This is a genomic window from Streptomyces sp. NBC_00028 (genome assembly GCF_045041065.1).
In the GTDB taxonomy this organism is placed as follows: domain Bacteria; phylum Actinomycetota; class Actinomycetes; order Streptomycetales; family Streptomycetaceae; genus Streptomyces.
Window position 1 is genome coordinate 9,623,195 of the sequence record NZ_CP108293.1, and the last position, 24,836, is coordinate 9,648,030.

The 24,836-nt window shown below is 70.2% G+C and carries 22 protein-coding genes; 6 read left to right on the forward strand and 16 right to left on the reverse strand.

Features of this window, described 5'->3' with window-relative positions; all coding sequences use genetic code 11:
* Window positions 1-111: 111 nt before the first annotated feature.
* The 3 genes from OG885_RS43695 to vanX are packed head-to-tail and all read left to right on the forward strand — an operon-like array spanning window position 112 to window position 2,796.
* A complete protein-coding gene (locus OG885_RS43695; protein ID WP_405742351.1) occupies window positions 112-1,101 on the forward strand; it encodes a D-isomer specific 2-hydroxyacid dehydrogenase family protein in 990 nt (329 codons plus the stop codon).
* Window positions 1,094-2,146, forward strand: coding sequence for a D-alanine--(R)-lactate ligase VanA-Sc (gene vanA-Sc / locus OG885_RS43700; protein ID WP_405742353.1), 1,053 nt, complete (start codon window positions 1,094-1,096; stop codon window positions 2,144-2,146). Before OG885_RS43695 ends, vanA-Sc begins: the two co-directional genes overlap by 8 nt.
* A gap of 26 nt (window positions 2,147-2,172) precedes the next feature.
* Window positions 2,173-2,796, forward strand: a complete 624-nt coding sequence (gene vanX / locus OG885_RS43705; protein WP_405743166.1) for a D-Ala-D-Ala dipeptidase VanX — start codon at window positions 2,173-2,175, stop codon at window positions 2,794-2,796.
* A 107-nt stretch (window positions 2,797-2,903) separates the two neighbouring features.
* On the opposite strand, the gene OG885_RS43710 is transcribed toward vanX, so the two are convergent.
* The 3 genes from OG885_RS43710 to OG885_RS43720 form a co-directional block, all read right to left on the reverse strand.
* Window positions 2,904-3,155: a hypothetical protein gene (locus tag OG885_RS43710; protein WP_405742355.1), complete on the reverse strand. Its 252-nt coding sequence runs from the start codon at window positions 3,153-3,155 to the stop codon at window positions 2,904-2,906.
* A 291-nt stretch (window positions 3,156-3,446) separates the two neighbouring features.
* On the reverse strand, window positions 3,447-4,262 hold the full coding sequence (locus OG885_RS43715; protein ID WP_405743168.1) for an oxidoreductase: 816 nt from the start codon (window positions 4,260-4,262) through the stop codon (window positions 3,447-3,449).
* Window positions 4,263-4,301: 39 nt separating this feature from the next.
* On the reverse strand, window positions 4,302-5,306 hold the full coding sequence (locus tag OG885_RS43720) for an NADP-dependent oxidoreductase (protein ID WP_405742357.1): 1,005 nt from the start codon (window positions 5,304-5,306) through the stop codon (window positions 4,302-4,304).
* A 292-nt stretch (window positions 5,307-5,598) separates the two neighbouring features.
* Between OG885_RS43720 and OG885_RS43725 the strand changes: the two genes are divergently transcribed.
* On the forward strand, window positions 5,599-6,468 hold the full coding sequence (locus OG885_RS43725) for an alpha/beta fold hydrolase (RefSeq protein WP_405742359.1): 870 nt from the start codon (window positions 5,599-5,601) through the stop codon (window positions 6,466-6,468).
* A gap of 160 nt (window positions 6,469-6,628) precedes the next feature.
* Here the strand turns inward: OG885_RS43725 and OG885_RS43730 are convergent, their stop codons facing one another.
* Both OG885_RS43730 and OG885_RS43735 read right to left on the reverse strand, forming a co-directional pair.
* Window positions 6,629-7,201, reverse strand: a complete 573-nt coding sequence (locus OG885_RS43730; RefSeq protein WP_405742360.1) for a TetR/AcrR family transcriptional regulator — start codon at window positions 7,199-7,201, stop codon at window positions 6,629-6,631.
* Between the two features lie 264 nt (window positions 7,202-7,465).
* Window positions 7,466-8,839, reverse strand: a complete 1,374-nt coding sequence (locus tag OG885_RS43735) for a DUF2252 domain-containing protein (protein WP_405743170.1) — start codon at window positions 8,837-8,839, stop codon at window positions 7,466-7,468.
* A gap of 312 nt (window positions 8,840-9,151) precedes the next feature.
* Between OG885_RS43735 and OG885_RS43740 the strand changes: the two genes are divergently transcribed.
* Entirely contained in the window at window positions 9,152-9,406 is a 255-nt protein-coding gene (locus OG885_RS43740) for an amphi-Trp domain-containing protein (protein WP_405742362.1), read from the forward strand.
* A 60-nt stretch (window positions 9,407-9,466) separates the two neighbouring features.
* Here OG885_RS43740 and OG885_RS43745 read toward each other — a convergent pair whose 3' ends face one another.
* From OG885_RS43745 to OG885_RS43780, 8 genes are all read right to left on the reverse strand, one after another.
* Window positions 9,467-9,769 (reverse strand): SHOCT domain-containing protein, encoded by a 303-nt coding sequence (locus OG885_RS43745; RefSeq protein ID WP_405742363.1) that lies wholly within the window; start codon window positions 9,767-9,769, stop codon window positions 9,467-9,469.
* 100 nt (window positions 9,770-9,869) lie between these two features.
* A complete protein-coding gene (locus tag OG885_RS43750; protein ID WP_405743172.1) occupies window positions 9,870-10,316 on the reverse strand; it encodes a DUF6325 family protein in 447 nt (148 codons plus the stop codon).
* Window positions 10,317-10,565: 249 nt separating this feature from the next.
* Entirely contained in the window at window positions 10,566-11,423 is an 858-nt protein-coding gene (locus OG885_RS43755; protein ID WP_405742365.1) for a YwqG family protein, read from the reverse strand.
* A 102-nt stretch (window positions 11,424-11,525) separates the two neighbouring features.
* Window positions 11,526-11,819 (reverse strand): hypothetical protein, encoded by a 294-nt coding sequence (locus OG885_RS43760; RefSeq protein ID WP_405742366.1) that lies wholly within the window; start codon window positions 11,817-11,819, stop codon window positions 11,526-11,528.
* Window positions 11,820-11,873: 54 nt separating this feature from the next.
* Window positions 11,874-13,517, reverse strand: coding sequence for a hypothetical protein (locus tag OG885_RS43765; RefSeq protein ID WP_405742368.1), 1,644 nt, complete (start codon window positions 13,515-13,517; stop codon window positions 11,874-11,876).
* A gap of 204 nt (window positions 13,518-13,721) precedes the next feature.
* A complete protein-coding gene (locus OG885_RS43770) occupies window positions 13,722-15,881 on the reverse strand; it encodes a bifunctional serine/threonine-protein kinase/ABC transporter substrate-binding protein (protein ID WP_405742370.1) in 2,160 nt (719 codons plus the stop codon).
* An 11-nt stretch (window positions 15,882-15,892) separates the two neighbouring features.
* Complete coding sequence (locus OG885_RS43775) at window positions 15,893-18,163, reverse strand: bifunctional serine/threonine-protein kinase/ABC transporter substrate-binding protein (RefSeq protein ID WP_405742372.1); 2,271 nt, start codon at window positions 18,161-18,163, stop codon at window positions 15,893-15,895.
* Window positions 18,163-18,990 carry a hypothetical protein gene (locus OG885_RS43780; RefSeq protein WP_405742374.1) on the reverse strand — a complete coding sequence of 276 codons (828 nt, stop codon included), beginning with the start codon at window positions 18,988-18,990 and terminating at the stop codon, window positions 18,163-18,165. Before OG885_RS43780 ends, OG885_RS43775 begins: the two co-directional genes overlap by 1 nt.
* A gap of 245 nt (window positions 18,991-19,235) precedes the next feature.
* Here OG885_RS43780 and OG885_RS43785 point away from each other — a divergent pair, with 245 nt between their 5' ends.
* Window positions 19,236-22,175, forward strand: coding sequence for an AAA family ATPase (locus tag OG885_RS43785; protein ID WP_405743174.1), 2,940 nt, complete (start codon window positions 19,236-19,238; stop codon window positions 22,173-22,175).
* Between the two features lie 25 nt (window positions 22,176-22,200).
* Here the strand turns inward: OG885_RS43785 and OG885_RS43790 are convergent, their stop codons facing one another.
* From OG885_RS43790 to OG885_RS43800, 3 genes are all read right to left on the reverse strand, one after another.
* Entirely contained in the window at window positions 22,201-23,058 is an 858-nt protein-coding gene (locus tag OG885_RS43790; RefSeq protein WP_405742376.1) for a hypothetical protein, read from the reverse strand.
* A 112-nt stretch (window positions 23,059-23,170) separates the two neighbouring features.
* A complete protein-coding gene (locus OG885_RS43795; RefSeq protein ID WP_405742378.1) occupies window positions 23,171-24,061 on the reverse strand; it encodes a hypothetical protein in 891 nt (296 codons plus the stop codon).
* 115 nt (window positions 24,062-24,176) lie between these two features.
* A complete protein-coding gene (locus OG885_RS43800) occupies window positions 24,177-24,689 on the reverse strand; it encodes an AAA family ATPase (RefSeq protein WP_405742380.1) in 513 nt (170 codons plus the stop codon).
* Between the last annotated feature and the right edge of the window lie 147 nt (window positions 24,690-24,836).

Genomic DNA, 24,836 nt, shown 5'->3' on the forward strand with positions numbered 1-24,836 from the left:
CCATCTCCGGTATTGAGTAAGTCATCTGCCCAGTCAAGGGAGTTGGGCGTATCGCGGGCATATCGAAAAACCCATACGTTCCGGCAACAGCGCCCCGCCTTGACTGCAGCCATGACCCACAGCGAAACGACCCGCATCACCATGTACGGGTGCGGCCCGGACGAAGCCGCTCTGTTCCGCGAGTTGGCGCCCGGTCTCGGTGTGCGGCCGACCATCACCGACGCACCGGTGTCCGAAGCCAATGCCGGACTGGCCTCCGGCAGCCGGTGCATCAGCGTCGGCCACAAAACGCCCGTCACCCCTGCCACACTGCGTGCGCTCCGTGGAGCCGGCGTCAGGTATATCTCCACGCGCAGCATCGGATACAACCACATCGACCTGGAACACGCGGTCAGCGTCGGCATCTTGGTCGAAAACGTCTCCTACTCTCCGGACAGCGTCGCCGACTACACGCTGATGCTCATGCTGATGGCGATACGGGACGCGAAATCCCTCGTCCGCCGCACCGACATGCACGATTACCGGCTGAGCGACGCACGCGGAAAGGAACTGCGCGACCTGACCGTCGGGGTGATCGGTACGGGCCGTATCGGCGCCGCGGTCATGGACCGGCTCCGCGGCTTCGGCTGCCCCGTCCTGGCCCACGACCATCGCCCCGTGGACCATCCCGCCGATGCCGTCGAATACGTTCCTCTCGACGAACTGCTGCGGCGCAGCGACCTGGTCACTCTCCACGCACCACTCACCGCTGCCACGCACCATCTGCTGAACTCGCAGCGCCTGGCGCAGATGAAGAACGACGCCCTGATCGTCAACACCGGACGTGGCGCGCTCATCGACACCGAGGCCCTTCTCCAGGAACTGGAGAGCGGCCGACTGGGCGGCGCGGCGCTGGACGTAGTCGAAGGCGAGGAAGGCATCTTCTACGCCGACTGCCGGGACAAACCCCTGCAATCCAAAGCCCTGTTGAGGCTGCAGGAGCTGCCGAACGCGGTCATCAGCCCACACACCGCCTATTACACGGATCACGCCCTGCGCGACACCGTGCAGAACTCCCTCACCAACTGCCTGACATTCGAAAGCAGGAATCAGCATGCCTAGGCTCAAGGTCGGCATCGTCTTCGGGGGCCGTTCCGAGGAGCACCCCGTCTCCGTCAAGTCCGCGCGCGAAGTGGCCCGGAACCTCGACCCCGAGAAGTACGACCCCTTCTACATCGGCATCACAAAGAACGGCGCCTGGAAACTCTATGACGGCGACGGTGGCGGCCCCGACGCGGAGTGGGAGAACGGCAACTGCCGCCCCGTCGTGCTGTCTCCGGACAGCGACGTGCACGGACTTCTCACGCTGGAGCAGGGGAGTTACGGAACGGTACGACTGGACGTCGTCCTGCCCGTGCTGCACGGCACCCTCGGCGAGGACGGCGCGATGCAGGGCCTGCTGGAGCTCTCCGGCATCCCCTACGTGGGCTGCGACGTCCAGAGCTCCGCTCTCTGCATGGACAAGTCCCTGGCCTATGTCGTCGCCCGAAGCGCGGGCATCGCCACCCCGAACTTCTGGACCGTCACCACGGACGACATCCTCGACCCCGCCCAACTCACCTATCCGGTCTTCGTGAAACCGGCCCGATCGGGGTCGTCCTTCGGCGTCACCAAGGTGTCCCGACCGGAGGAGGTCCCGAGTGCGGTGGAAGCGGCACGGCAGTACGACTCCAAGGTGCTGATCGAGGAGGCCGTCGTCGGCAGCGAGATCGGCTGCGCGATCCTCGGGAACGGCTCGGATCTCATCGCGGGCGAGGTGGACCGTATCGCGCTCTCGCACGGATTCTTCCGGATCCACCAGGAAGACACCCCCGAGACCGGTTCCGACAACTCCACGGCCATCGTTCCGGCCGACATCCCGGAAGAGTCGCGGCTGCTCGTCCAGGAGGCGGCCAGGACCGTGTACCGCGCGTTGGGATGCCGCGGTCTTTCGCGGGTGGACATGTTCCTCAAGGAGGACGGAGAAGTAGTCCTCAACGAGGTCAACACCCTCCCCGGCATGACCTCGTACAGCCGCTACCCGAGGATGATGGCGGCCGCGGGCCTGCCGCTCTCCGAGGTGATCGACCGGGCGGTGTCCCTCGCCTTGACGGGAAGGCCTCGATGAAGCCGATACAGCCGACCGAGTCGACGATGGACGACTCGGTCTCCAAGGACGACTTCGTCTATGTGGACGACCTGATATCCGGCATACGCTGGGATGCCAAGTACGCCACATGGGACAACTTCACCGGCAAACCGGTGGACGGATATCTGGCCAACCGAGTCGTCGGTACGAGGGCACTGTGCGCGGCCCTGGAGAACGCCCGGGAGCAGGCCGCATCACTGGGCTTCGGCCTACTGTTGTGGGACGCCTATCGCCCACAGCACGCCGTCGACTGTTTTCTGCGCTGGGCGCAGCAGCCGGAGGACGGCCGGACGAAGTCGCGGCACTATCCCCGTATCGGCAGGACCGAGATGTTCGAGAAGGGCTATGTGGCCGCCAGATCAGGCCACAGCCGGGGCAGCACCGTCGACCTCACGCTCTATCACCGGACCACCGGCGAACTCGTCCCCATGGGCGGCGACCACGACCTGATGGACCCCGTCTCGCACCATGGCGCACAAGGGATCACCTCCGTCGAAGCGCAGAACCGTAAGCATCTGCGGTCCATCATGGAGACCTGCGGTTTCAGCGCGTACGAGCGCGAGTGGTGGCATTACACGCTCGACAACGAGCCGTATCCGGACACCTATTTCAACTTTCCCCTCACATAGGCCGAGGGGCACACCCGCAAACCTCCGACTGGGCGGACTGGCGCTCGCTCAGCACTGTGGCCACGCCCATACCCCACTGGCGGCCGCTGTGCGCACGCAGAGTGAGGTCATCCTTGGCGGGGTTCGCCCCACCCCGGCAGGATCGGAGGCAGGCCGCCGAGACCGCGGGTTGGGCGCTTCGGCATCGACGACTCCCCCTCGCCTTCGTCCCAGCGGCCGAAGGCGAGATCGATGGCCGTGGCGAACTCGGCGAAGAAGCGCGACCGTGTCGCGGCGAAGATGCGTCCAGGCCGCGGCCGCAGATCCGCACCCTGGCCGGAGACCAGCTCCACCCGGATGGACAGCCAGGCACGCGCCACGATCTCAACTCCTTTGCGTATCCGGTTCATCGGCCAGATCAGGGCAACTGAGTGTGACTGTCGAGCGAGGAGTCGAGCTGACCGTACATGGGGATTTCCAGCCGCCGTCGCGGGGCGCTCGGTGCCCGGAGGGGAGAGAGGCCGGCCAAAAGGCTGCTGTCCCGATCCTGGAGCGGCTCACCGTGATGGCTGCGACGAGGAGCGGCTCCGACGCGCGGTCACCTCGCTGAGGCTCGCGGGGTCGCGGGGTCGCGGGCAGAGCGTGATCCGCGCCGATGGGAGGCGGGGGCGTCAGGCCGCGAGTTTGTTGAATTTGCGGATCTGCTGGTCGAAGACCCGGGCGGGAGCGATGCGGCGTAGCAGGCTGAGGCGCCGGGCGAGCGATCCGGCGGTGGAGCGCAGTCGCGGCTTGCGTGCGGTGGCGGCCGTGACGATGGTCCGGGCGACGACGATGGGGGCGTCGCCGCCGGTGACCGCCTCGGCGACCAACTGGTCGACGAGGCGCCGCTGTTGGGCGTAGGCGGGTAGCGGCGTGTCGGGCTGTACGAGGTTGCCCTCGAACGCGGTGCTGGTCCCGCCGGGCTGGACGAGCAGGACCCGCACGCCGAACTCACGGACCTCGTGGTCCACGGACTCGGAATAGCCCTCGACCGCATGTTTGGACGCGATGTAGGCGGCCATGTACGGCTGGGGGATGAAGCCGTAGATCGACGACAGGTTGATGATGCGGCCACGGCCCTGGGCGCGCATGTGCGGCAGGACGGCCTTCGTCATGCGGATGACGCCGAAGACGTTGATGTCGAAGACATGTTGGTGCTGCGCCAGTGAGCTTTCCTCGGTGGCGCCCGACGAGCCGATGCCGGCGTTGTTGATCAGGACGTCGATCCGGCCGAACTGATCGATGACCTGCTGGACGAGGGTGGCGACCGAGGTGTCACTGCTTACGTCGAGGTCGAGGTAGGTCACACCGTCGCGGGGGGTGACCTTCGAGGTGTTCCGGCTGGTTCCGATCACCTCGAAACCCGCTTCGACGAGGGCGAGGGCCGTGGCCTCTCCGATGCCGGAGGAGGCGCCTGTCACGAGTGCTACAGGTCGTTTCGGGGCCATCATGAGCTCCTGGGTGGGGGGTTGGTCACAAGGGTTTCCTCACGTCATCCGGACGACGACCTTGCCGGCCTTCGCGTGCCCCGCCGCGACGTGCTCCAGTGCTTGCGGGGTCGATGCGAAGGGGAAGACGGTGTCGACGACGGGTCGGATCTTCCCGGCGTCGATGAGCGCGGTGAGCTCACGGAGCTGGTCACCCCCGGCCTTCATGAACAGGAAGGAGTACGTGACGCCGCGTCGCCGGGCGCGCCGTCGGGTCGGGAAGCTCAGTGCCGACATCGCCAGCCGGATGACCGGGTTCGCGCCCAGCTCCCTGCCGAACTCGGCGTCGGGAGGGCCTGCGACGCTGATGAGCTTTCCGCCCGGTTTGAGCACGTCCAGTGACTTCGTCAGAGTCTCGCCGCCGAGCGAGTCCAGGACCAGGTCGTAGTCGTGGAGGACGGTCTCGAACGCCTGTGTCTTGTAGTCGACGACGACGTCCGCCCCCAGACTCTTCACCACGTCGACGTTGCCCGTGCTCGTCGTGGTGGCCACCTGCGCGCCCAGCTCCTTCGCCAGCTGGATGGCGATCGTCCCCAGACCGCCGGACCCGCCATGGACGAGGACCTTCTGACCAGGCTGGACGCGGGCCCGTTCGACCAGCACCTGCCACGAGGTCAGCGCGACCAGGGGAAGGGACGCGGCCTCCTCCATGCTCAGCGCGGCCGGTTTGATCGCCAGGTCGTCCTGGTGCACCGCGATGAGTTCGGCGAACGTGCCGATGCGGTTCTTGTCGGGCCGTGCGTAGACGTCGTCGCCCACCCTGAACCGTGTGACGGCCGTACCCACTGCGACCACGGTCCCGGCCAGGTCGTTGCCCAGGATGAACGGGACCCGGTACGGCAGGACCGTCCTCATCTTCCCGTCCAGGATCATCCGGTCGAGCGGGTTGACACTCGCGGCGCGAATCCGGACCAGGACGTCGTGCGCGCCAGGCTCCGGGTCCGGAACCTCACCGGCACGCAGGCCGGCTCGGCTGCCGTAGCGGTCGACCAGGAAGGCCCTCATCGTTGTCTCCGTTTCGTGCCTCGGGCGGAGCTGGCGCAACGTGCCGAGGTCCATTAAATTACGATCGTAATCGTAAGCATCGGGTGCCCGGGTCGCAACTCGGTCCTACGGCTCGCCGGCTTGCGGTCGATTAAATTACGGTCATAATGTAATGGTCGACATGAGGCTGAGGGGCCTGGCATCCGCAGGGGCGTGACTCCTTCCGAGTGCCGACTCTCGACCAGCAGAGTGCGGCCGCAGCCGAGACCTCCCATGGAACTGCGCGCACCTCCTCGAACCGAAGGGCACAGCCGTGAACGACGCACAAGGCGTACGAGACGACGTGGTGACCTCGTACAAGAACGCACCCACCCACACCCTCACCGCCGGGGGAGTGACCTTCGCCTACCGCGACCTCGGCCCCAGGACCGGCGTCCCGGTGGTCTTCATCACCCACCTCGCCGCGGTGCTGGACAACTGGGACCCCCGCGTCGTCGACGGCATCGCCGCCAAGCACCGGGTCATCACCTTCGACAACAGGGGCGTCGGCGCCACCACCGGATCGACGCCGAAGACGATCCAGGAGATGGCGAAGGACGCCGTCACGTTCATCCGGGCGCTCGGGCTCGAGCGGGTCGACATCCTCAGCTTCTCGATGGGCGGCATGATCGCCCAGGTGATCGTGCAGACCGATCCGCAGCTCGTCCGCAAGCTGATCCTCACCGGCACGGGTCCGGCAGGCGGCGAGGGCATCAAGAACGTGACGCGGGTGTCGCATCTCGACACCGTCCGGGCGTTGTTCACCCTCCAGGACCCCAAGCAGTTCCTGTTCTTCACGCGCACCGCCAACGGGCGACGAGCCGGAAAGGAGTTCCTGGCCCGTCTGAAGGAGCGCACCGACGACCGGGACAAGACCATCTCCCTCACCGCGTACGGCGCCCAGCTCAAGGCCATTCACCGCTGGGGACTTGAGCGGCCCCATGATCTGTCCCGCGTCCAACAGCCCGTGCTCGTCGCCAACGGCGACCACGACAGGATGGTGCCGACACCGAACTCGGCGGATCTGGCGCGACGGCTGCCCAACGCCGAGCTGGTGATCTACCCCGACGCCGGCCACGGCGGCATCTTCCAGTTCCACGAGCAGTTCGTGGCGAAAGCCCTCGAGTTTCTCGAACGTTCATAAGGGCCCGGTGCCGGGGCGTGCCCTCCCTGGCCGTGACGTTCTCCGGGCTCCAGCAGAAAAGCCGCCCGTGCCCCACTGGACAGCCGCACATCGTCGCGTGCGTGCTCCGGAGGAGGCGCGGGCGTCTCTGACGCCCTCCCTCCTGCGATCCACCGATGTCTCAGCGCATGAACGCAAGAGCGTTCTCAATCCCCTGTTCGAGGACCTCGTCGGCCGACTTCTGGTCGGAGAGTGCGCGGGACAGTTGCACGGTCCCCACCATCATGCTGAACAGCCCGATGGCCTTACCGCGGGCGGACTTCGGATCGCCAGGGGCCAGCCGGGCCGCGATCTCCTCCAGGATGGCTTTCGCCCCCTCGCTGTAAGCCTCCTTGGTCGCGTCCTCACAGCGGCCGATCTCGTCGAGAAGCGCGGCGGAGGGACATCCGGTGCCCGGCTCGTCGCGGTGCCCGGGCGACAGATACTCGCGGATCAGGTCCTCGAGTCCGAGGCGACCTGGCCGCAGTGTGTCGTACATCGCCACCTGCGAGCGCAGTTCGGCGGCGACGACGTTGGCGACGAGGTCGTCCTTGGAGGCGAAGTGGGCGTAGAAGGCTCCGTTGGTGAGCCCGGCGTCCGACATCAGCGTGGAGATGCCCGATCCGTCGATCCCGTCCTGCTTGAACCGTCGGCCGGCCTGCTCGATGATCCGTTGCCGCGTGACCTGCTTGTGCTCCTTGGCATAGCGCGCCACGCGCTTCCTCCCGTCGCTCGGCGAGGCCATCGCCTCGCACCCCAGCCCAGTTCGTGATCTGACATCCATAATATTATGACCGTCAGGGTTGCTAAGCGGGCGACGCGTGAGCGTCGGCGGCGCGCCTGTCACGGCACGTCGGCCCGGGCACCACTGAGTCGGTCGAACGGTTCCGCTGTCAGAGCTTCACGATCGGCCAGTCGAGCAGCCACCGCCTGGCACGGTCTTGAGTCGCGACTGCCGCCTGGATGTCGCCCGGGGGGTTCAGGAAGGGAGGGAGGGCAGGCGGCCGTCGGCGATGGCCTGGGAGAAGGTGATGTAGTCGTCCTGCGTCTGGTGCGCGTAGCCGACGGCGAAGGAGGCGACGGCCCTGTCGAAGGAGTCGTCGTCGCCCAGGTAGGCGGCGATGGCGACGCGGTTGCCGGAGCGGGCGTGGCCGCGGGCCAGCGCGCGGCCACAGAGGCCGGCGTACTGGTGCATCAAGCTGTTGGACAGGCTCTGGACGGCCGCGGACCCCTTCATGTCGAGCAACTGCCGCCAGTAGAAGTGGCGTCCGGTGGGCCCGGTCGACCACCCGAGGAAGATGTCACCGAACGCCTGAAGCAGCCGCTGTCCTTCGACCACGCGCCGTCCCTCATGGGCGACGGGCACCTGCACGTAAGGGGCGAGGACGGAAGGCTCGGCCTCCTTGGCCTGCAGCAGCAGGAGTTCGCCCGCCACGCGCCCCTCCAGCAACAGGACCCAGCAGCGGGTCCCGACGCTGCCGATACCGACCACCTTGCGGGCCGCGTCCAGGATGCGGAAGCGGTCCAGCAGCCTGGCCTGGGCCGACGGCAGGGTGGCGCGATAGTCCTCAAAGGCGTGCTCCACCGTGGCACGGTCCTCCTCCCCGACCGGTTCGACCAGGGGCGGCGCGTGGACGAAACGGGGCCGTCCGTCGGGACCGGGCTCGGTGAGCTTGGCGACGGCCTTGTCGCTGTCCGTCTGTCGCGCCTGGTCCAGGGTGCGCCGCAGCCGGGCCTGTTGCAGGGAGTTGCCGACCTCCTGGAGCAGGTCGTCGGCCGCGATGTGCTCGTACCAGACGGCGAGTTCGGTGGCAGAGGCGAGCTCGCTCAGATGCACACGGTAGTCATGGGCGGCCTCACTCGCCGCGGCTGCGGCGGTCTCCTGGGTCGCGCCGTTGTCGAGCGCGGCCACAACGATGCTGGCGGCCAGGCGCTTGACGTCCCATTCGAAGGGGCCCGGCAGGGTCTCGTCGAAGTCGTCCAGGTCGAAGACCAGTCGGCGCTCCGGGGAGGCGAACAGGCCGAAGTTGGACAGGTGCGCGTCTCCCGAGAGCTGCACGGTCAGCCCGGAGTCCGGGCGCCCGGCCAGGTCGGCGGCCATGACGGCGGGAGTGCCCCGGTAGAAGGCGGACAGGGAACCCGTCATACGGCTGTACCGGAACGGCAGCAGCTCAGGGATCCGCGGCGCCGCCTCCTCTTCCAGGATCTCCACGAGGTCACGCCGCTGGGGGGAGGGGGCCCACTCACCGTGCATACCCAGCGGGAGGCGTTCGCGCGCCGCCCGCCCAGTGGCGAAGGGATCCTCGGGCGGCGCGAGGCCCCCAGCGAGCGGCTGGCCGGGGGAACGAGGGATCGTGGACACGGGATGGCTCCTCTGGGGTGAGGGCGGGTCTCGGGCGAGGCGTGGTGCCGTCGGCGGCATGTTCGATTACCGCGCCTGGACACGGTCGGCCGCGGTGCGGGCCACGGCTGCGGTGCGGCCCCTTTGCCGACCCGGGATGTCATCACGGGCCGGTTACCGGCCATGTGCCTGTTCACGAGTCTTCTCCCAGCGTCCCACGGCTGCCGAGGTCCGCCACTTCGGACTACCGCCGCCTCGCCGGGCCGATGCGGCGAAGCGGCGTGACAATGAAAGACGTCCGCTCTTCAGGATCTGGGAGGCACCGTGAGCGATCTCGAATTCGAACAGAAGCGGACGCTGTCACGCGTCGAGGCAGCCGACCAGCTCGAGGCCGTGGCAGCGGCGCTCCGACGCGGTGGCCAGGCGGAGCTGGATCTCGGCCCGGGTCGGCTGACAGTGCGGATCCCGGACGAGCTCCGCACCGAGATCGAGGTCGAGCTGGAGGACGGCGAGATAGACCTGGAGATCGAACTGTCCTGGCAGACGCCACAGCCTCACCGGACGGCGCGCGAGGACTGACGGGAGCCAGCCGGAGGAGCTACCGCCGCCCAACGGTGATCGTGCCGCTCCCGGTGCCCGTCAGCCGAGGATCTGGCGCTTCTGCGCCTGCATCTCCTCGTCGGTCAGGACTCCCTGCGCCTTGAGGTCGGCGAGCTGCTTGAGCTGGTCGATCTTGTTGGTCATGTCGTCGCCCGCGGAGGACGGTGCCGGCGCCTGGGGCGGAGCCGGAGGCTGGGCGGCAGCAGGCTGCTCGTAAGCGGGCTGCCGCTGCTCCTGTTCTGCCCAGCGGCCGGCCTGACGCCTGGAGACGCGATTGGACACCGCGGTGGCGGTGCCTGAGATCACCGCGGTCCGTGCGATGCCTCGAAGAAGTCCTGGCATGCTGCGTCATCTCCCAAGTCGAGTGATGAAGGGGGGTGAGTGCGGGCGTGGCCGGCCGGTGAGCGGGCCGTGCGCGGCTCGCCGGTAGGGTCCGGCGTCGTCAGACGTTCACCGGTCCGCTCGACGTCGGCGGGGTGGCCCGCTCGATCGCCTCCAGCGACGCCAGCAGTGCCTGCACCGGGATCCTCCCGCTGGCCACCATCGCGGCGCCGCCGCGTCGCAGCTCGCGGGCCAGCGGCGCGGCCCAGGTGTTCTCGTACACGAGGATCGCGGCGGAGGTGTCGGCCTCCAGTGCCGCGGCGGCATCCTGAAGGTCGCTGTGGTCGAGCAGGCCTGAGGAGGCTCCCTCGAACACCGTGAGGTCGACCCCTTCGCCGAGCTCCTGCAGTTCCAGCCCGGCCACCGAGCCGTCCGCGTCCTTGCGGACGAACACCAGGTCGAGGATGCGGATGATGCCGCGGTCGACGAGATCGAGGAGCAGGGGGAATCCCTCTCCCGTCATGCGGTTGCCGGGAAATTCGAGGACCAGGTAGTCGACAGGTCCCATGTCGTCGAGCTCTGTGTTCACGACCACTCCCCAGAAGCGGATTCGGTCCAACGGGGCGTCCGGAGCAAGTGCACCCGGGCCGGCACGTCGGCGACCGCAGGGGTGACTTCCGTCAGCCCATTCCAGCATCGGGCGGGCGCCCCCGCACCTCGTGCCGAACAGGTACCCGACGGCGACCGGGGCCGTGGGCGTACGACACCGCACCGCCCGGCTCATCCGCCCGGGGCCTTCCGCCGGTCCCGACGACGCCTACGCCTGGATGACGAGCCGAACCTGGTCGAACCTGCGCGCAGCGAGATCGGCGGGGCGCATGAGCCAGTAGAGCGCGCCTTCACCGCCCCACATCATGTTCCTCTCGTTCTCGCCGGCGAACTGCGCGAGCAGAACCCAACGATCGGCTTCCTCGTCCAGCGCCGGATCACCCCACTCGCGCCTCTCGGCGAGCGTCGCCTCCGCGATCTCGTACTCCACCGGGCCCTGAAGGGGGCAGGCATGACCGCCGATCTGGTGGTCGATCCGGGTGCGCAGGCGCGCGAAGGCACGGACGAACGCCGCGAGCTCGCCCGGAGTGTCGCGCCGACTGGACGGCCAGGCACGCATGTCGCCCAGCAGCGCCCGTCTGACCTGCGGCAGCCACAGATCGGGCGCGCTCTGCTCGCCCGCCGCGGTCAGTTCGACACGTGGGTACGGCTCCAGGACGGATGGCGTCTCAGCCGCGAAGACGGGTGTGTTCTCCGGTACGTACAGCACCTGGGCGCCGACCCAGGTCTCGGCGTCGTCGACGCACACGACGGCGTCTGCCTGCGTCTGACCGTCGAAGCAGAAGAAGAGAAGGGCGCCGTCCTGCGGGAACTCCTCGCCGAGCCCCTCGTGGGGCAGAGCGGCACACCGCACCGACGCGATGAAGGACAAGGGCCCGCGGCCGGGCCATTCGGGCCAGGCGACCCCGGCGGGCAGATGCGGGGCCCCGCCCAGAACGGCCACGACCGCCTCGCCGGCGTCGGTCCGCCGCAGACGTGCACAAGGACGCAATAGCGCTGTCCAGCGCTGAGCCAGATCGCCGGGAAGATGCGCGTCGGCAAGCGCGGAGTACGGCCCATCAGACATGCCGTGCATCATGTCTGATCCCGCCGGCACTGCCGTACCGAGGGTCTGCATGTTGCTCGCGTGTGCCGCAGACCAGGTCGCCGCTCGCAGGACGGCCGTACGTCAGGCGCCCGGCGAGGCCGCGGCGACGGAGACCTGAGCCGTCCAGGACCCGGCTTGCTGCGGCGGATCCCAGATCACATCGACGTCAGTGTGGTGGACGTCGTGCGCGAGCGCCACGACCAGGGCGGCCGCAGCGGCCCGTGCGCCGGCCGCATCGGCGTTGGGCGGCAGGTTGCCAAGGCGCCCGCAGATCATCCCGCCCTTCTCGGTGAGCACACTGTGGCGGTACCCGTCCGGCGTTGCCAGCAGAACGATGCCGCTCGGCATGCCGATGGGAGGTCGGGTCTTCGCCACACGATCTCGCCGCGCCATGGACCCATTCAACCCACGCCGCGCCCCTCCCGTCGATCACCGTCGCAATTCGCTGATCAGCATCCCGGCGTGCACGACCAGGGCGAGAAGCGGGATGACCAGGAAAGCCTTGCCCATGCGCGAGAGCCGGGCGGTGTTCATCCGAAATCCGAGCCCCCGGCGCCGTACGCCGACTGCCGCCAGGGCGAGTTGGAGGGCTTTCGCCACCTCGTGCGCGGGCGACAGGTGGCTCTTCTCCCCGGGCAGCGGACCGACCGGGCACACCCGCGCCCGCCATTGCGCATCGAAGGACACAACGGCCGAAGCCCAGCCGTTGCCACTGAGGTGCACCGCGTCGGCCGCGCCGGAAGGCGCCGGCAGCGAGGCGTCAAGCCGCTCGGTCAGTCCAGCCGGCAAAGGCTGACCAGGCAGCAGGGCCAGCACCTTCTGCGGCGGCACATGCCGCACGGCGTGATCGAACTCCCACCACAACTGCTCGCCTTCCCCGAGCCGGATGACCACCAGCCGGGACTGCTCCATCAGCCGAGCCACGGCCGACTGCCAGGTGTCCGAGGGGAAGTACAGGCGTACGGCTCCCATCGGGGGGAGCCGTTCGTCGGGTCGGCCGACGGCCACGACCGGGCCGAAGGCGCCGAGGACCGTGGCGAAGAGCTCCTCGCGGGTCTCGAACCCCACGAGCTGCAGCATCCCCGGCAGGGGGTTGTCACCCGTGCGAGCCGCCTCTTCGTCGTCCACGAAACTGCGCAGGTACAGCACCGGTGCCCGCCCGCCGCGGGCCAGCGCCCGGATCGGGTCCACCCGGGCCCGGGGCCGGGAGTGACGCAGGAGGACGGAGCCGGAGACCGCGAGCGTCAGGCCGCCGACCAACAGCAACGCCCGGACACCGAGGTCGATGCCCAGACCCCACGCCGTGACGGCGGCCGTTCCGCCGAAAATCCCTGCCAGCAAGAGGACATACGCCACGCCGGTCAGGAGACCGTGGAGAGATCGGTACCACCAGGGCCGGACCGGAGTGAGCTCGCGGGCCATCCGCACGACATCGGACGCGATCTGCACACCACGCCGACGCCGACGCCGCGCGAGGAGCACCCAACTCGCAGCAAAGGGCAGGCCGGCGGCGCCATACGTCACGAACGCGCCGCGTTTGCGGGTGACGTCCGCAGCGGTGCGCCGCCGTTCCCCGGCGACATCTGACGGCACGTCACGCAAGTATGTTTCCGCGAAGGCCAGATCGCACGCCGGGTCCGTCCGGGTCGGCAGGGCCCTCCCGGGGCACCGATCGCTCGCCTGCTCCGCCCAGGGATCCTTCGGCAGGGACCCTGTCCGGCGATAGCTTCGCCACTGCTCGAGCGACTCCGTCGCCAACTCCAGCGACAGGGTGGCCCGGTAATGACCGGGAGGCGCGGCGTGCTGGAGGGAGCGGGCCGCCGCGTCGATGTCCCGCAGCGCCGTCCGTTCCGGCTGGGTCAGTGCGGGGCCGGCGGGGTGGGCGACCGCGCGCAGGCGGGCTGCCGCGGAGATCAGCTCCTGGGCCTGCCGGGGCGCGTCCTGGAGCATCCGCTGCTCGTGCAGCGACCCGCTCCAGGAGAGGAGGAAGTGGGCGGCGAGGTACAGCAGATTGCAGGCGACGAAGGCCGAGGCGCGCAGCGCGAACCCGTCGGGAATTCTTTTCCGGCCCATGGCGCCCCCCGGCGATCCGACGTGCTCAGCACGGACCGACCGCCCACGAGCGCCGGTGCTGTGATTGTGCCGTACGGTGACCGGACCGTGGCCCGGAGTTGAGGAAGACACCTCTGCCGTGCAGGGGCGGGCCGAGGGTGGCTGCGACGGCTCGGGCCAGCGCGCTCGTCGTGTGCCGGGTCGCGGGGTCGTCGCCCGCTCTCCTCACGCCGTGGCGTCCCTGAACTGCCCCAGCCAGCGGAACCTCCCGCCCGTCACCTGGAACAGATACAGGGCCTCCATGGTGAAGCGCGTACTGAGGCCCGTATAGCGCAACTCCTTGGTGATCCCCCGGTAGTCCGTGTCCCGCAACCCGCCCGTGATCGCCCCCCGTTCGGCGCGGGACGGGCCCAGCGTCGCCATGACATCGGCGACGAACAGCGTCGCGTCGTACGCCTCGGCCGAGTACCAGGGCGGCGTCGTGCGGAAGCGTTCGCGGTAGGCGGTGACGAAGGGCTTGGCGGCTGTCACCCGGGCGGGGTCGAGGAAGGGGGCGGCGAGGATCCAGCCTTCGGCCGTGTCGCCCGCCGCGGTGAGGAAGTCCGGGTCCAGGACGCGATGGGTGGCCAGGCGGGCGCCCGCGTATCCGGCCGTCCGCAGGGCGCGCGACAGCTTCGCGGCGCGCGCGTATCCGCCGCCGAACACCACCGCGTCCGCCCGGGCGGTCGTCACCGACTCGGCGAGGGAACGGAAGTCGCGGTCGGAGGCGTCGGCGGCGAGCGTGCGGGGGATCGCGGTGTTCCCGGACGGCAGGGCCTCGGCGACACCGGAGCAGAGCTGCCAGCTGACCTCTCCCTCGGCCGCGTCGTCGACGAGCACTGTCCTGCGGGCTTCGACGGTGCGCTTGAGGTACGCCATGATCGGCGCCGACAGTACGTCGTCGGTGGGCCGGGTGGCCGCGTACACCGTGTAGGGGGTGGCGCTCACGACGACCCCCACCGACACGGTGACCATGGGGAGAAGAGCCTTCTGGTAGAGGCCGAGGACGGCTTCGGTGCACGCGTCGGTGGTCGGTCCGATCACCGCCCGGACCCGCTCGTCGGCCGCCAGCCGCCGCGCGACGGTCTGAGCTTGGGTGGGGCTGCCCGCGTCGTCGTGCACCTGGAGCGCCACGTCGAAGCCACGGCCCTTGCGCGAGTTGAGGTGGTCGACTGCCAGGCGTACGCCGTTCTCCTGGGCGTGTCCCAGGGTCCGGCCGCTGCCGCTGAGGTCGGCGTGCAGGGCCACCGCCAACCGCGGCAGCGGGCCGGCGCCGCCGCCGGCCGAGGTGTTCCGGGACCGGCCCGCCGTCCACCAGGCCGCGCCTCCGCCCGCCGCGACGACCCCGGCGGCCGAGCCGAGCACCAGGAAGCGGCGCCGCGAGGCGACCCGGCCGACCTGGGGCGCGGCGTCGACCGCCGTCGTCGTCCCCGACACCTCGGTCGCCGCGACGGCGGGCAGCGCGAGGACAGCGGCCGACCGGCGGGCGATCAGCGCGGTGAGCGACTCCGGCAGCCAGCCGCCGCCCTCGTCGCCCCCGGCGTTCTCCTCCAGGGTTCGGCGGATGTCCGTCACCGTGGGTCGGGCGCCGGGGTCCTTCGCCAGACAGGCCCGCAGCAACGGGACCAACTGTTCTGGAACCCCGTCCAGTTCGGGCTCGTCGCGCACCGTGCGCATCAGCACTCCGGCCGCGGCGCCCATGCCGAAGGGGCGCTCGCCCGTCACCGCGTACGCCAACAGGCAGCCCAGCGAGAAGACATCGCTCGGGGCGCCGATCTCCCGGCCCCGGCCGAGGGCCTGTTCGGGCGAGAGGAACCCGGGGGAGCCGACCACCATCCCGGTCGCGGTCAGCGCGGTGTCCTCCGGGGCTCGGGCGATACCGAAGTCGATCATCCGGGGGCCGTCGACCGCCAGCAGCACATTGCCGGGTTTGACGTCCCGGTGGATCAGCCCCGCGCCGTGGACGGCCTCCAGTGCCTCGGCGAGCCGCGCCCCCAGTACCCGGACCGAGTGGTACGGCAGTGGCCCGCACTCCTCGATCGCCTCCGACAGCGAGGGTCCCGGCACGAACGCCGTGGCCAGCCACGGCGATACGGCGTCCGGGTCCGCGTCGAGCAGCGGCACCACCCATGAGCTGGTCACCCGGCCCGCGGTCTCCACCTCGCGGCGGAACCGCGCCCGGAAACCGGCGTCGTGCGCGTGTGCCGCGCGGATCACCTTCACCGCGGTGAGCGAACCACCCGTGGAACGGGCCAGGTACACCACGCCCATGCCGCCCGCGCCGAGCCGCCGCAGCAGCCGGTGGCCCGCGATCGATGCCGGGTCGGCGCCGCGCAACGGCTCCATCGACACCCCCCTCAGGTGGACGCTTGGAACGAGGCCACACCCTGGTAGGCGAACCGGCCGCCGTCCACCTTCCACAGGTAGACCCCGGTGCCGTCGATGGTCAGGATGCCGGTGTCCTTGTTGAACGCGAAGTTCTTGGTGATCCCCTTGTACGTGGCCGAGCGCAGCGCCGTCGTCAGTTTTGACCGGGTGACCTGTCCCGAGGCCAGTTCGCTCAGACTCTGCACGGTCATCTGTGCCACGTCGTACGCCTCGGCGGCGTACGGTTCCGGATCGGCGTCGAAATGTGCGCGGTACGCCGCGGCGAACGTCTTCGCCTCCGGGGCCACGGTGGCGTCCATGACCGGGGCCACGATGGCCCAGCCGTCGGCCGCGGCTCCGGCCTCCGACAGGAACCGGGCGTCCAGCAGTCCGTGGGCGCCGACCCTGGCACCGGGGAAGCCGCGGCTGTCCAGCACCCGGGCCATCAGCGCCGCCCGGTCGTGGTAGCCGGCGAAGGCCACCGAGTCGGCGCCGCCGGCGAGCAGAGCGTCGAGGGTGGGCCCGAAGTCGGTCCGCAGTGCGCTGACCACCTTCGGCACGAACGGCTGCCCGGCGTCCCGCTGGATCTTGGCGAGCGTGCTGCTGAGCTCCGAGGCGTACGCGTAGGCGTCGGCCGCCCGGTCGTCGACGATGCCGACCGAGCGGGACTTCCCGGTGCCGCGCAGATACGCGTTCATGTAGAACGGCTGGATGGTGTCCGTCACGCGGGCGTGCAGGAAGGAGCGGCTGCCCATCACCCCCAGCACGGTGGCACCGGGCGACACCGCGATCATGGGCAGCGACGCGGCGTCGTACGTCGCCAGCGCGGCCAGGGCGCAGCCGTCCGTGGTGGGGCCGATCACCGCCAGGACGGAGGAGTCGGCGACGAGTTCCTTGGCGACGACGGGCGCTCTGGCCGGGTCACCGGCGTCGTCCACGGTCCGCACCGCGAGCTTGAAGGGCTTGTTCCTGCGTGCGTTGAACTCGGCGACCGCGAGCCTGAGTCCTTGTTCCTGGGCCCGGCCGACCGCTTTCTGGTCGCCGCTCAGGTCTGCGTGCAGCGCGATGGTGTGCACGGGCCCGGTGGCGGCGGGCGGCTTCTTGTTCCCGTCGTCCCGGGACAGCGCGGCCCAGGCGGCCGCGCCGCCCCCGGCCACGGCGACCGCCGCCGCGCCCCCGGCCAGCAGCAGGAAGCGGCGGCGGCTGGGCGGCGGGGTCTCGACGGCGGGATCGGCCGAGGCGTCGATCTCGGTGTCGTCGATACCGGGCAGCGCGAGCCCGGCGGCGGACCGTTCGGCGATCAGCCGCACCAGCGGCTCGGGGAGCCATGCCTCGTCCTGTGGGACCGGTGCAGGGATCGAGTCTTCGACTGCCTCCTGGAGAGGCTCCTTGCGCAGAGCCTCGCGGGGGTCGTCCGGTACGTCGGGGACGGCGTCGCCGGATGGCTCAGCGGTCGTCCCGGCCGCGGTGAGCGTCTCGGCGAGCGCCTCGGCCGTCGGCCGGTCTCGCGGGGCCTTCTCCAGACACCCGACGATCACCTCGGTGAGTTCGGCCGGCACCCCGTCCAGATCCGGTGCGTCGTGCGCCGCCCGGTACAGCAGGGCGTCTGCCGAACCGGTGCCGAACGGAGGACGGCCGGTGGCGGCGTACGCCAGCAGACAGCCCAGCGAGAACACGTCTGCCTCAGGCCCTGACTCGCCCCCGCCCCGGGCCTGTTCGGGGGAGAGGAAGCCCGGCGTGCCGACCACGACACCGGTCGAGGTGAGTGACGTGTCCTGAGCGTCACGGGCGACGCCGAAGTCGATCAGGCGTGGCCCGTCGAGTGCCAGCAGGACGTTGCCCGGCTTGACGTCCCGGTGCACCAGATGGGCCGAGTGGAGTTCCCGCAGGGCGTCGGCGAGCCGTGCCCCGAGCACCCGCAGGCTCCGTACGGGCAGCGGGCCGTGCTCGGCGACGGCCTCACCGAGCGAGGGGCCCGGCACGAACGTGGTGGCCAGCCAGGGCTCCGCGGCGTCGGGGTCCGCGTCCACCAGGGACGCCACCCACGGGCTGGTCATCCGGCGTGCCGTCTCCGCCTCGCGGCGGAACCGCTCCCGGAAACCGTCGTCCTCGGCGAGCTCCGCCTGGATCACCTTCAACGCGACCAGGGTGCCTCCCGCCGAGCGGGCCAGGTACACGACACCCATGCCGCCCGCACCGAGACGTCCGAGCAGCCGGTAGTCCGCCAGTTTGGCGGGATCCGAGGTACGCAGCGGTTCCATCACTTGCCCTTCAACCGCTGCTGGATCCGCTCCAGCATCTTCGCCAGGGAGTTGCCGCCCAGCGTGGTCAGATCGTCTTCGGTGTAACCGGTGCCGGCGGTCACGGAGACGGCCACGACGACCGTGCCGAGCCGGGCGACCATCCAGCGGTACGGCTGCGCGGCGCCGCCGTTCACGGTGAACTGGCCGAGTTCCAGTACGGAGTTGTCGGCGTAGTTGTTCCCACGCGCGCCGAACGGGGTGCCCTGCGAGTTCATACCGGTGATCAGCTCGTTGGAGCGCGGCTGCTGCCGGGGGCAGCGCAGCACCTCTTCCAGGGTCGTGCTGAGTTGTTCGTCGGCGCCGAGGGCGGAGGTGTGCACGGTGGCGACGGCGGTCACGGTCACGGCGCTCTTGCCGCCGCCTGCGGGGAGCTCGCTGTAGCGGGACGAGTTGGCCAGCACTCCCTTCGGCAGCTTCTCGCGTTCCCAGCGGCAGTTCGCGCCGAGGACGGCCCAGGTGCCGGGGGTGCCGGCGGCGGGCTTCCGGGCGACGTAGCCCCGCCCCCAGTCGGCGGGGGCGAGCACGACGGCGTCGGCGAGGGCGCGTCCCGCCCGCGTGGTGCGGGGGACGAGGGAGGCGTTGGGGGTGAAGACGGAGGCGGCCGCGGTGGAACTCGCGGAAGAGGCCGCGGTCGCTCCCGCACCGGTCGGCACGGCGGCCGGCGGCGCCGAGGATCCCGGTGCGGGCTTGCCGTCCGCGCCCTGCGCCGTGCATCCGGTCAGCAGAATCCCCGCGGCCAGCACCGACGCCCAATTCCCCCTTTTACGCAGGGTGTTGCCTGTCACTCAGTCCCCTCAGGCCCGTCCACGTTGTGCGACCTTCCGAACCTAGAAGGCCGCACGACGGGAGACGTCCGTACAAATACGTAGCCGGTTACGTATTCCGCGATGTGACATCCGTCCGTTCCGGGGCGGAGATGCGGCGGTTATGTCGATCAACAGGTGAGAATGATGTGTGAGGGGAATGTCAAGACAAGGGGGTAACTGTGGTGGCGGACGGGGTGGTTGGGGAGGCCGGGTACGGGGCGCCGTTGCTGAGCCGGTCTGTTGAACTGGCCCGGTTCGACGAACTGCTCGACCGTGCAGCCCGCGACGCCCGCGCCGCCCGCGGCACGGCGAAGGGCGGGGAAAGCCGTGACACGGGCCGATCCCAGCTCGTCGACATCACCGGTGCGGCGGGCATCGGCAAGAGCAGGCTGCTCGGCGAGGTCTGCGCGCGGGCGCGCCGACGCGGCTTGACCGTACTGCGCGGCAGAGCCACCGAGTACGAGCGGCAGGTGCCCTTCCAGGTCTTCACCGACGCGCTCGCCGACCTCGATCCGCACACCCTGGACGGATTCCGGGATGCCGACGCGGTATCCCCCCTTCTGCAACGGAGTACTGCTCGGCAGAGCGACGCGGCCGACCGGTTCGGACTGCACCGCTCCACAGCGGCCCTGCTCGCCCGGCTCGCCGCCCCGTCCGGGCTGCTGCTGGCCCTCGACGACCTGCACTGGGCGGACTCCGCGTCACTGGAACTGCTGGATCATCTCGTACGCCATGCCGTGCACGCCCCCGTCGTCCTGGCCGTGACGCGCCGTGACCGCCAGAGCCCCGAGTCGCTCGCCGCCAGACTCACCCGCGGAGTCGACGACGGCACGGTCGTCAGACTCGGACTGGGGCCGCTGAGCGCACACGACTGCGCCGAACTGGCCGGCCCCGGCATGTCACCCGCCGACACCGCCGCACTGTATGCCGCGAGCGAGGGCAACCCGCTGTACTTCCTGACCCTCCTTCAGGCCCGCCGCGGAGGTACGACGTCCGACTCCTCGTCGCCACCCGGGCTCGGCGCCCTGTTGCTGGAGGAACTCACCGCGCTGACCCCCTCCCAGCGCGGCATCGTCGAGGCCGTCGCGGTGCTGGGAGAGCACGCCACCCCGGTGATGCTGGGCCGGGTGACCGGCCGCTCCGGCGCCGCGTTCACCGACGACGTCGACACCCTCACCCACCGCGATCTGCTGCGCTCCGACCCGCAGGGCCTGCTGACCCTGCGGCATCCGGTCGTCCGCACCCTCGTCCACGAGCGCACACCCTTCTTGAGACGCGTGGACATCCACCGGCTCGCCGCCGAGGAGCTGGCCTTCGCCGGTGCCTCCGCCGCCGAGCGGGCCCACCATGTGGAGCGGTCGCTGACCGCCTGGGACCCGGCTGCGGTGGCCGTACTCGACGAGGCCGCCGCACGGACCGCCCGCACGGCCCCGGCGAGTTGCGCCCACTGGCTCGACGTGGCGCTCCGCCACCTTCCGCACACCGCCGAACACGCCTTACGGCGGCGGGAGTTGACGCTGCGGCGGGCCCAGGCCCTGGCCGCGTGCGGGGGGCTGCGCGAGAGCCGCGACCTGCTCCAGGAACTCATCGCCACCCCGTCCCGGTCGTCCGATGGCCACGCCACCGGCGAGGACCACGACCTCAGGGTGCGCGCGGTCGTGCTGTGCGCGCTGGTGGAGCGCCATCTGGGGCGCTGCGCCGAGGCCGTCGCCCTGTTGCGCCGCGAGCTCGCCCGCGATCCCGCACCGGCCGATGTCGTCCGGCTCGGCCTGGAACTCGGTTCGGCCGCGCCCCAGGGCACCGGCACCTCCTATCCCCAGGTCCGCGCCGAGGTCGAGGCGGCCCTCGCGGCGGCCCGGTCGATGGGCGACGAGGCCGGTGGGGCGGGCCTCCTCGCGGTCGCCGCCCTGGGGGAGGCGTACGAGGGCAACATGAGCGCGGCGCACGAACTGGCCCGGCAGGCCGCCGCCCTGGTCGACTCGCTGCCCGACAACGACCTCACCGCCCTGTGCGAACCGCTCGCGAGGCTCGGGTGGGCCGAGGCCTTTCTGGAGCACTACCCGGACGCGGAGCGGCACGCCGAGCGCGGCCTCGACATCGCCCGCCGCAGCGGCCAGCTCTACGTCATGCCTCATCTGCTGCTCTGTCTGTCCCATGTCCGGGTGCAGACCTGCCGCGTCTCCTCCGCGGTGGAACTCGCCGACCTGGCGGAGGACATCTCCCGCGGCATCGGCAGCGACCAGCTCCTCACGTTCGCGCTGGCGAGCAAGGCCTCCGCACTCGTCGCCTCCTGCCCGCCGGGCGATCCGCGTCCCCGCGCCGTCGCCGAGGAGGCGGTGGCCGCGGCCGGAACCGGGGTGAACTGGTGGGCCTCCACCGCCTGGTGCATCTTCGGCTGGGCGTCGCTCATGGCCGGCGATCCGGTCGGCGCCCGGGACGCGCTGCTCCAGGCGGGCGGCCCCGAACTGCACCGGATCCAGCCCTCGATGCGGCCGCTGTACCTGGAGATCCTGGTCACGGCCGCACTGGTCACGGGCCGATCCGAGGAGGCCCGTGAGCGGGCCGAACAGGCCCGTAAGGAGGCGGAACAGCTTGGGCTGCCGATGCAGCGGGCCTCCGCGCTGCGCAGCACCGCCCATCTGCCGCTGGCGCAGGGGGACACGGCAGCGGCGGCGGACCTGTTCGCCCAGGCCGCGACGGAGAGTGCCCGCTGCGGCGCGGTTTTCTGGGAAGCCCTCTCCCTGCTTCTCGGCGCGCCGCTGGAAACGGCGGCGGGCCGCGCCCGCGACGGCACGCTCGCCTGGCTGAGAGGCCGGCGGCTCGCCGAGGCGGGCGGCAGCGGCATGCTGGTGGGCCTCGCCGACGCCACCCGCCCGACCGACGGCGGATCCGAGGCCGCGTACGGCTCCCCGGACCGCGCCGAACTCGCCGAACGCCTGGCCACCCTGACCGCCAGGGAACGGGAGATAGCCGAGCTGGTGGCCCAGGGCCTCACCAGCCAGGCCATCGCCGACCGGCTCTACGTCAGCCGGCGAACCGTCGACACCCATGTCTCCCGCGCCTTCCGCAAGACCGGGGTCTCCTCCCGCACCGCCCTGGCCACACTGATGGCCCGCCGCCGCACCGGAAACCGCTTCGCCGACGCCAGGCCGGACCAGGACTGACCCCGGCCAGATCAGCCGGGCCCGCCTACTTGACGTCGATGAAGTCGCCGGTGGCCGTCGCGGAGCCGGTGGTGGCCGTGCCCGCGAAGGCGAACCGGTAGTACCCGTCGGAGACGGCCTTGACGGTGGTGCTCAGGTTCCCCGTCGAATTCGTCTTGACGGTCTTGACGGTGGTGTAGGTGCTGCTGCCCTTCTTGCGGAACTGCAGCTTCACCGGCTGGGTCGCGTAGCCCGCGTACTTGCCTGTGGTCCAGTTGGCGCGGCTCAGCTTGCCGGTGACCGTGATGGTCTTGCCCTTCTTGACCGGCTCGGGCGAGGCGTTGGCGGTGAGTTTCGCGGCCCGCTTGAACTGGGCCCTGGTGACGTCGTCGTCGTAACTGGCGTTGGCGTACAGGTCGTAGGCGCCGAGGAAGAGCTTCCAGGTACCGGCGGTGCCGTTGCCGTCCTTGAAGGCGATGGCGGGGTCGATGGTGAAGACCGTCTTGCAGCTGTAGCTCCAGCCGCCCTCGGCCGGTGACTCCGTGCAGACGGGGTCGTCGTCCGACTGGAACGAGCCGGTGATGGTGTCCGTGCTCGAACTGTCGGTGCCCTGCCACAGGAACGCCTGGGTGAGGGCGACGCCTTCCGCGTCGAAGGCGCTGAACGTGACGGGAACGGCCTTCTTGCCCGTCACTCCGAGGACGATGTCCTTGCCGCCGTTGACGACGCCGTCCGAGAAGGTGGTCCCGCCCAGCGCGTCCTGCGGCTCGACGCCGCCGGAGGCGAAGGCGCCGAGAGACGTCGCCGCCCCCGGGTGCTGTGCCGCCTGTGCGGCGCCCGGGAGGGCGAGCGCCGAGACGACGACGGCGCTGGTGAGGACGGTGGCGGTGGTGCGCATGCGCATGCAGTTCCCCATGGTGAGGTCGGTGCCCTGTCGGACTGCCTTGGTGGCAGGGCCTGTTGATGTGATGAGAGGTCGGATGCCCGCTCGGATTCCCGCGGCGTTTCACGCTCGCTCAGGGCGTGGGGGAGCGGAGGATGTCGTCGAGGTCGAAGCTGTAGCTGGGCGAGGGGTAGAGGCCCGTCGGATACAGGTCCGTCGGCTCGGCGCTCGGAGGCGGCACATCGGCCGGGTCCGCGGTGGGTTTGCCGTCCGGACTGCACACCTGTGGCGCCGAGGGCTGGGAGAGCTCGTAGTCGGCGACCCGCTTCGAGCGGAATTCGACCGTGTCGCGGTCCCAGATGTCCTGGGTCCCGCCGACCTCGACCTCCTTGGGCAGTTCCTTGCTCTTGAGCGGCTTGCCCACGGTGATCGTCAGCAGGGCGCCCACACAGGGACTGCGATCCTCCGCGTACAGGGACTTGGGCAGGGCGATCCGCCGCTCGCTGCTGGCGTCCGCCCGCAACTCGACGCGTTTCACACGGCGAAGGTCGAAGTAGTAGTCGGGCCGCGTCCCGTCCGAGAGCGACTCGCCGTCTCCGCCGTCCGCGACGCCGTACACCAGCTTCCAGAACTCGACCTGCACGGTGATCTTGTGACAGAGCGGACCGAGGTATCCCGGCATGCTGGAGAACTCCAGATCACCAGAACCCGAGTTCTGCTGGGGAGTGTCGACGTCGAGCTTCACCCAGTCCACGGACTCCGCCGTTGTCCACCCCTTGTTGTCATGGCAGCCCGAGGCTCCGGTCGGATACGGGGGAGTGGGGGACGGCGTCGGCGACTCGGTGACCTCCGTCGCGCTCTGGCTCGGACTCTCGTACGCGGCGGTGTCGTCGCCGCCCGAGCACCCCGCGGTGAACAGACCGGCCAAGGTGAGTGCCGCGACGACAGACGGAGCGGACCGCTTCGTCATGACAGCGTGCCGGACACTCTTCGGCATCTGCGCGCCCACACCCGGTGTCGTCATGCACACAAGGAAATGACATGGATGCCGGGAACACGTCGGTAGGAGTACGTATTCCATGTACGTAGGGTCCCTGTGACGCAGGACCGAAGGCGGTATCGGCGGCGTCCAGTCCACGTCAGGTACCGGTGCACGAGGGCCAGTGGTCCACCGCCCACTCCGGCCAGCCCTGCCACCCCTTCGGCGGGGCGGGGATCTCGCCCCCGGCGATTTCCGCGGCACCGGGCACCTCGAACTGCTCCCGCCATTGCTCTACGTCGGTCTCGCTCATGGGAAACGTCTGATGCGGCGCCGTCGCCTGGCGATGCGCGATACGGGCGAGCTGGACCTCCTTGTCCACGCGCACATAGACCACCTCACATACCGCCCCGGCCGCGCGTGCCAGCCATCGCAGTGCCGAACGCTCATCACGGCCCCAGAGGCCGTAGTCGAGCACGACGCTGGTCCCCAGCCGCAGCGCCTGGAGGGCGACCGAGATGAGCCGCCCTTCCAGCACCCAGCGCTTTCCGTCGGCCATCGAATCGCCGAACAGCGGGACCATCCAGTCGTCCGGCGTCAGCCGCAGTGCCCGATGGGTCACGGCGAGCTCTTTGGCCCGGGTGGTCTTCCCGGCCCCGGGGAGCCCGACCATCAAGAACAGGGTGGCGGCAGGCGGATCCTGCGGCGTGCGGGCGAGGGGACGGGGCCCCGTACTGGCGTGTGGTGCACCGAAGCGCTGCGACTGAGACATGACTCCCCTGATCAGGCTGGATGGCCCGGCAGCACAGCGATGAGTGAG

Coding starts and splice junctions, on each gene's coding strand:
- OG885_RS43695 (WP_405742351.1), top strand. CDS start 112: ATGACCCACAGCGAAACGACCCGCATCACCATGTACGGGTGCGGCCCG.
- vanA-Sc (WP_405742353.1), top strand. CDS start 1,094: ATGCCTAGGCTCAAGGTCGGCATCGTCTTCGGGGGCCGTTCCGAGGAG.
- vanX (WP_405743166.1), top strand. CDS start 2,173: ATGGACGACTCGGTCTCCAAGGACGACTTCGTCTATGTGGACGACCTG.
- OG885_RS43715 (WP_405743168.1), bottom strand. CDS start 4,262: ATGGCCCCGAAACGACCTGTAGCACTCGTGACAGGCGCCTCCTCCGGC.
- OG885_RS43720 (WP_405742357.1), bottom strand. CDS start 5,306: ATGAGGGCCTTCCTGGTCGACCGCTACGGCAGCCGAGCCGGCCTGCGT.
- OG885_RS43745 (WP_405742363.1), bottom strand. CDS start 9,769: ATGCCAGGACTTCTTCGAGGCATCGCACGGACCGCGGTGATCTCAGGC.
- OG885_RS43750 (WP_405743172.1), bottom strand. CDS start 10,316: ATGGGACCTGTCGACTACCTGGTCCTCGAATTTCCCGGCAACCGCATG.
- OG885_RS43755 (WP_405742365.1), bottom strand. CDS start 11,423: ATGTCTGATGGGCCGTACTCCGCGCTTGCCGACGCGCATCTTCCCGGC.
- OG885_RS43765 (WP_405742368.1), bottom strand. CDS start 13,517: ATGGGCCGGAAAAGAATTCCCGACGGGTTCGCGCTGCGCGCCTCGGCC.
- OG885_RS43770 (WP_405742370.1), bottom strand. CDS start 15,881: ATGGAGCCGTTGCGCGGCGCCGACCCGGCATCGATCGCGGGCCACCGG.
- OG885_RS43775 (WP_405742372.1), bottom strand. CDS start 18,163: ATGGAACCGCTGCGTACCTCGGATCCCGCCAAACTGGCGGACTACCGG.
- OG885_RS43790 (WP_405742376.1), bottom strand. CDS start 23,058: ATGCGCATGCGCACCACCGCCACCGTCCTCACCAGCGCCGTCGTCGTC.
- OG885_RS43795 (WP_405742378.1), bottom strand. CDS start 24,061: ATGACGACACCGGGTGTGGGCGCGCAGATGCCGAAGAGTGTCCGGCAC.
- OG885_RS43800 (WP_405742380.1), bottom strand. CDS start 24,689: ATGGTCGGGCTCCCCGGGGCCGGGAAGACCACCCGGGCCAAAGAGCTC.